The following is a 6561-nucleotide window of genomic DNA, read 5'->3' as shown; positions in this document are numbered from 1 at the left end:
TCTGACAAAATATCTTTTTTAAAGCCTTCCAATTTAAATAATAAAATGATACCAATATTTCAAAATAGGGGGAATTTCTTAAGAAAAACCTTTTTTATATTTGCAAAGATTCTATGTTAACAAATATTGCAAGCATCGCATGAAAGCGCATAAAGTAAAAAAAGATACATCAAATCTTGCTATTCTAATTCATCAGGCGTCAGAAAATTTCACGCAGGCTGAAAGGCGAATTGCTCAGATATTATTTGCCAGCGATATGATGGCCGGTTTAGAGACCGTTGCAAAACTGGGGGCGAAAGCCAAAGTAAGCGGGCCCACCGTGCTGCGTTTCGTTTCAAAATTGGGTTTCAGCAGTTTTCCTGAATTTCAAGCCAGTTTAAGGGGCGAGTTATATCAAAAACTCATCTATAATACGCCCCAAAATCAGGATGATACCGCCAATCATGTCAGCGACCGTCCTGCCGTTGCGTCTGTGCTTCAAGAAGCTGACAGCTTCTTTGAAAATTGTATGCACAGGACGTTACAGCAGATCAATGCTTGTGAATTGGAAGATGTAACCGAACTTCTCGCCGATTGCTCGCGCAATGTTTACATTGTCGGTAACCATCTCACGCATCCGATTGCCGAATTATTCTGGTATCAGTTACACCGATTACGCCCTCGCACTCATTTGGTTCAGAACAACGCTTTCACGCCCTATGAACAACTCATAGATAGCGGAAGACGCGATATATTGTTGCTATTTGACATCTGTCATTATCAAGAAGACATCGCTCTCTTGGCGGAACAGGCACATCAAAGACGCACCACCATTATTCTGATAACGGATCCGAAATTATCACCGGTTTCCCGTTTGGCACATCATGTGCTGACCTGCGATTTTACGCTTTTCACATCGCATGAATCTCTGGTGCCTTGTCTGGTCATGGTGGAGTTGCTGGCGGCCTCGCTTGAAAAAAAGCTTGGAGCGGATGCCATTCTCCGGCAGCAAAATATAGAAAAAGCGGAACAAGATCTAAAAGAAAAACATCTTTTTCCCCGCCCGCCACAAGATTAGATTCACAGGCTCTTTTTTTTGATAAAGTTTTAAAAAACCTGCTTTATTTCATCCTAATTTATCTATTACCTATTCTTAATAGGAGATAATATGGTTAGCAGTGTTTTCGAATTGTTCAAAATAGGCATGGGGCCTTCATCCTCTCACACGATGGGGCCCATGATTGCCGCCGCCGATTTCATTCAAGCACTGGACAAAAAACAGGTAAGCCGGATTGTGGTCACCCTTTTTGGTTCCTTGGCGCTGACCGGACGCGGCCATGCAACCGATCGCGCGATTTTATTGGGTCTATCTGGTGAAAGACCGGATCAAGTCAATGTCGACGATATCGAACCGATTATCAGCCGTATTCAACAGGAAAAATCCCTCCATTTTGCAAATGGAGACATCATTCCCTTTGACCCTGAAAAAGACATCCTTTGGGAAAAGAAAAAACGATTATCCTTTCATTCCAATGCGATGCATTTCGTCGCCTATAACCATAAAAACCACATTCTCCTTGAAAACACAGCCTATTCTATCGGGGGGGGGACTATTGTCGAACGCGCCCCAGAAGAGGGCGCAAAATTGCCGCCACAACTACAAGATGAAGATATCCCCTATCCTTATCATTCCGCGCGGGACTTACTAGAAATCGCTATCGAGACAGGGCTTTCTATTGCCGATATCCAACGACAGAATGAATTGGCAAGCCTCAGCGAACAAGAATTAACGCAAGGCATTGAACGAATTGCTCAAACTATGGAAGAATGCATCGAACGCGGGATGAGTGAAACCGGCGTTCTGCCAGGCGGTTTGCGGGTCAGACGACGCGCCCCTGCCCTTTATGCTCGATTAAAAGCTATTCATAGCGATCGCGCCATTGACCCTCTAGCTGCCTTGGATTGGATCAATCTTTGGGCTTTAGCTGTTAATGAAGAAAATGCTTCGGGTGGTCGAATTGTTACCGCACCAACCAACGGAGCAGCGGGCATCATTCCCGCTGTTTTGCGTTATTATCGCCGTTTCATCCAAGGCGATCTCACAAAAGGCATCGAGAATTTTCTGCTAACCGCAACCGCTATTGGCGCGTTATTCAAAGAAAACGCTTCTATTTCCGGTGCAGAAGTCGGATGTCAGGGGGAAGTCGGGGTCGCTTGTTCAATGGCCGCCGCTGGTTTTGCCGCTGCCTTGGATGCATCCCCTCGCCAGATAGAAAATGCCGCCGAAATTGGCATGGAACATAATCTCGGCTTAACCTGTGATCCTATTGGAGGATTAGTGCAGGTGCCTTGCATTGAACGGAATGCGGTTGGCTCAATCAAGGCAATCGAAGCAGCACGCTTGGCGATGATTGGGGACGGTAATCATCGCGTCAGCCTCGATCAGGTTATTGAGACAATGCTCCGAACCGGACTTGATATGAATGCTAATTACAAGGAAACCTCACAAGGAGGATTAGCCCTCTGTTAAAGGGCTATTCCTCCTTTGTAAAAGCCTAGAAAGAATTATGAACCGAGAACATGAAACTTCTCGGTGTGCCATAATAGTTATAATAATTCACATTACCCAAACGGGAATAATAGCGGGTATCGCTCAAATTATTGACCGTCACCGAAATTTCGAATTTCGGGCTAAGCTGGTAACCGATTTGAGCGGATCCGATGATATAACCGGGCTGGGTAACCGTTCGGGTCGTGCCAAAGGTTGAAGTTTGGGCATTAAGGCCACCGCCAAAACTTAAAATATTTTTGTCGGAAGATTTCCCCAAAGCAAAACGGTAATGTGTCCATAATTTAAACAAATGGGCGGGCGTATTGGATGTATAACGGGAACCCACCGGCACGCTACTGCTTACCGCTTTCATAAGGCGGTTATCGTTATAGGTATAGCCAAAATTGATATCGAGGCCTTTCATCGGCTGTCCGATAATTTCGGCATCAAAACCTTGGCTTCGCACCAGACCCGCTGCTTCATAACAAGTCGAAGTCTGCGAAGGGCCACAATCCATCCGGCCATCTTGGGTAGCCCGCGCTAAATTATGCTGCATAATACGATAAGCCGCAAAACTGGCATGGAGTTTTTCATGGAACCATGCCCCCTTGATACCGGCTTCCATTTGCTGTCCCTGTAACGGCTTTATTCGGTCACCAGATTCCGTGTAACCGCCTTGAGGCGAAAAAATATCCGTATAGCTAAAGTAGCTCGTCAAATTTTTCGTCATATGCCAGACAACACCGGCATAAGGCGTCAAATGATTGCCGACATGCTGCTGGGTTTTGGTAGGCGTGCCAGCGATCAAATTTTTCAGCTTATAGGTATAGCTGCTCAATCTTCCGCCCAACAAAATTTGAACAGGCTTAATTACTTCAATCTGGGCAGACGCATATAAACCTTTTTGAACAGAGGGCTCTCTATAATAAGTAGTCAAATCTCCTGACAGCAAAGATTCAGGCAAAACTGGATTAAAGATATCCTGATTAGTTAACTGAGGATATTTGCTATAGGTCGCAGAAGCACTGCCATCTCTTTCAAGGTTATAGCTATAGTTAGCCCCAACCAAGAAGATATGCTTGCGGTTAAACAAATGAACAGGGCCCGTTACATATAAATCGACGTCATCATATCTTTCTTTATCAACCGCATTATATAAAGAAAAATTACCTTTCATCGTCTTGGTATTGATTTTGCTAACCAAGCTATAAACTTGTGAAGAATTGGTATAGCGATGCCGTCCGGCCAAACGAACCTGCCAGCCTTTTCCAAGATGACGCTCGAAATCGGCAGACAATTCATACATTGGGGACTGGCTTTTGTTCCAACTGGCACCGACATAGCTTGAAACAGGCAAATTAAGATCAGAACCATCGCTAGCGCGTGGCAAACCCATAAAACGGGTCGTCTTATTTTTTTGCCCTGCCGCTGTCAGGGTCAAAGTTGTTTTATAGTCGAAATGAAAATCAATGGCACCATATCCCGTCCAACGCTGGTCATGACCGGGTTTATAATAATAATCCTGACTAGTGCCTGCCATGACAATACGACCATTGATCGTGCCGGATTTATTCAAGGGGCCCGTCACATCAAAATAGCCATGAAGGTTATTCCAAGACCCTACCGAGCCCCCTGTCTCGACATGGAATTTACTCAAAGGCCGCTTGTGAACCATATTGATGACACCGCCGGGGGAACCACCCCCTTGGAAAATACCATCAGGGCCTCGAATAGTTTCTATTCGATCATAAATGCTTAAATCGAATTGCTGCGCAAAAGACGTTCCACCAAAGGACGGAATACTATCAAATTGGGTATTCATGCCGTAACCACGAGACATAAATCCCGATGTGCCGTCACCATAATTATTAACCGTGACCCCAGGAACCTGATTCAAAGCATCGTTAACCGTATTCAGATTCTGATCCAGCATCTGTTGCTTGGTCATAACAGAAACAGACTGAGGAATATCCTCCAACCGCTGAATCCGCTTACCGATAGTAACCCCTTTTACGGCATAACTATTACTGCCATCGGTGGTCGCTTTGGGACGATCGGCTTCGACGATCAAATCACGAATAGACAAGCTATCATCATCAGACATATTTCGGCGTCCATGATGATCATGATGACGGCCTTCATGGTCAGATTGTTGCTGATCGGATTGTTCATGGCCATGATAACCGCGATGATGATGCCTGCCAGAAAAAGCCTTAGAATCTGCATTCTCATGTTCGGCATTTTCTTGAAAAGGCAGTGCCGCTTCAGAGAAAGCCGCCGTGGGCAACACACTCAAACAAAAACAAGGCAATACCCAACGGATATTGCGCCGCAAAAAAGCATAAGGACGCTGGCGATATGACTGCATAGACAAAACCTTTACAATGAAAGGTTTATAAAATTTTTAGACGATCGCAGAGTATTTTTGATAGACATAAGATTCCCCCTTAAAAATGTATTATATTGAAATACAAATACACAATCCCACCCAACAATAACCATTTATAACAGCACTAAACAACATTAAGTAACAAGAATAATTTATTATCTAACATTTGATATTGAAAATCAATATCAAATTTAAGGGGTGTTTTGAAGAGAAATGCTAAAAAATTATAAAACAACAAAAAACGATATTATTCTATGCAATAGATTGAAGTAAAATATTTTTTTTGAAAAAAAAGTTGTTTTTAAAGTTAATAAAAATTGGAAAAAAATAAAGAAATCAAAAATCAGGGAGAGGAATTATAATTATCAATTTTAAAATTTCAAATAAAATTTTAAAACCTAAAAATCCATTTTAATGTTTATATATTACTAAAATAAATGACTAAAATAGGTAAAATGGTGATCCCTACGGGAATCGAACCCGTGTTTTCGCCGTGAGAGGGCGACGTCCTAGACCGCTAGACGAAGGGACCAGCAGAGAAGCGCGGGATAGTCCACCCCGCCCTTCCCGTCAACTATAAAAGCCGCCTAGAACAAATCGGCAACTTGAAAGGCCATTTCCAAAGCCTGATCGCGACTTAAGCGCGGATCACAATGCGTCATATAACGCCGCTTCAGGTCTTCTTCGCTCAGTCCAGCGCTGCCACCGATGCATTCGGTTACATCCAGCCCTGTCATTTCCAGATGGATACCACCGGCATAGGTGCCTTCTGCCTGATGAACGGCAAAAAAGCCTTTAACTTCTTCAAGGATGCGCTCGAATGGCCGGGTTTTCTGACCTTCGCTGGTGGTTGTGCCATTGCCATGCATCGGATCACAAATCCATGCGACAGGACGACCTTCGGCCTTAACCGCCCGAACCAAAGTAGGCAGATGCTTTTCAATTTTGTCAGCACCATAACGGGTAATCAAGGTGATACGACCGGCTTCACGGGACGGATCAAGGACATCCAACAAGCGCAACAGCTCATCAGCTTCCAAATTGGGGCCACATTTCAAACCAATGGGGTTATCAACACCGCGCAAAAATTCGACATGAGCCGAACCTTCAAAGCGCGTGCGATCACCAATCCACAAGAAATGACCGGATGTGGCATAATCCAATCCATAGTCGCAATCGCTCCGCACCATGGCTTCTTCATAAGGCAGATGCAAAGCTTCATGACTGGTAAAGCATGGGGCAGCATATCCGTTACCAAAACCGCCACAGCTCTGGGCAAAACGAAAAGCATCGCCCATTTCAGCGACCAGACCACGCCATAAATCATCTGCCCATGCACGGCTATTCACAAAGTCATGCAGACCGTTAAAGGCATATTCCCATTTGTCATCGCCGGCTTGGGTATAGGCACGGATCAAATTAAGGGTGATGGCCGATTGGGCATGTCCGGTCAAAAGGCGATCGGGATCAGGCAGACGCGCTTCTTCGGTAAAAGAAATATCATTGACGTTATCGCCACGATAGCTTGGCAGAGAAACGCCCTCTTTTTCTTCCATGTTAGAAGAACGTGGCTTGGCAAACTGACCGGCAATCCGCCCAATGCGGACAACGGGCTTACCAGAAGTATAGGAAACAACGGCAT

At 44.7% G+C, this 6561-nt stretch carries 4 protein-coding genes and 1 tRNA gene; 2 read left to right on the top strand and 3 right to left on the bottom strand.

All coding sequences use genetic code 11. The features are described from left to right. The first annotated feature begins 139 nt into the window (after window positions 1-139). Window positions 140-1057, top strand: coding sequence for a MurR/RpiR family transcriptional regulator (locus LDL18_RS08345; protein WP_296508661.1), 918 nt, complete (start codon window positions 140-142; stop codon window positions 1055-1057). Between the two features lie 90 nt (window positions 1058-1147). After that, window positions 1148-2509: an L-serine ammonia-lyase gene (locus tag LDL18_RS08340; RefSeq protein WP_296508660.1), complete on the top strand. Its 1362-nt coding sequence runs from the start codon at window positions 1148-1150 to the stop codon at window positions 2507-2509. A 25-nt stretch (window positions 2510-2534) separates the two neighbouring features. Here the strand turns inward: LDL18_RS08340 and LDL18_RS08335 are convergent, their stop codons facing one another. The 3 genes from LDL18_RS08335 to LDL18_RS08325 all read right to left on the bottom strand — a co-directional run. Then, on the bottom strand, window positions 2535-4898 hold the full coding sequence (locus tag LDL18_RS08335; protein WP_296508658.1) for a TonB-dependent siderophore receptor: 2364 nt from the start codon (window positions 4896-4898) through the stop codon (window positions 2535-2537). A 477-nt stretch (window positions 4899-5375) separates the two neighbouring features. After that, window positions 5376-5451 (bottom strand) — tRNA-Glu (locus LDL18_RS08330). Between the two features lie 55 nt (window positions 5452-5506). After that, window positions 5507-6561: 3-deoxy-7-phosphoheptulonate synthase class II (locus LDL18_RS08325; protein ID WP_296508655.1), on the bottom strand; the 1055-nt coding region annotated here is incomplete at its 5' end.

This window comes from Zymomonas sp., assembly GCF_020216885.1.
Classification (GTDB): domain Bacteria; phylum Pseudomonadota; class Alphaproteobacteria; order Sphingomonadales; family Sphingomonadaceae; genus Zymomonas.
This window is presented reverse-complemented; position numbering and strand designations above follow the sequence as displayed.

What these genes read in the sequence shown, in the direction of transcription:
- LDL18_RS08340 (WP_296508660.1), top strand. Translation starts at nt 1,148, where the DNA reads ATGGTTAGCAGTGTTTTCGAATTGTTCAAAATAGGCATGGGGCCTTCA.
- LDL18_RS08345 (WP_296508661.1), top strand. Translation starts at nt 140, where the DNA reads ATGAAAGCGCATAAAGTAAAAAAAGATACATCAAATCTTGCTATTCTA.
- LDL18_RS08335 (WP_296508658.1), bottom strand. Translation starts at nt 4,898, where the DNA reads ATGCAGTCATATCGCCAGCGTCCTTATGCTTTTTTGCGGCGCAATATC.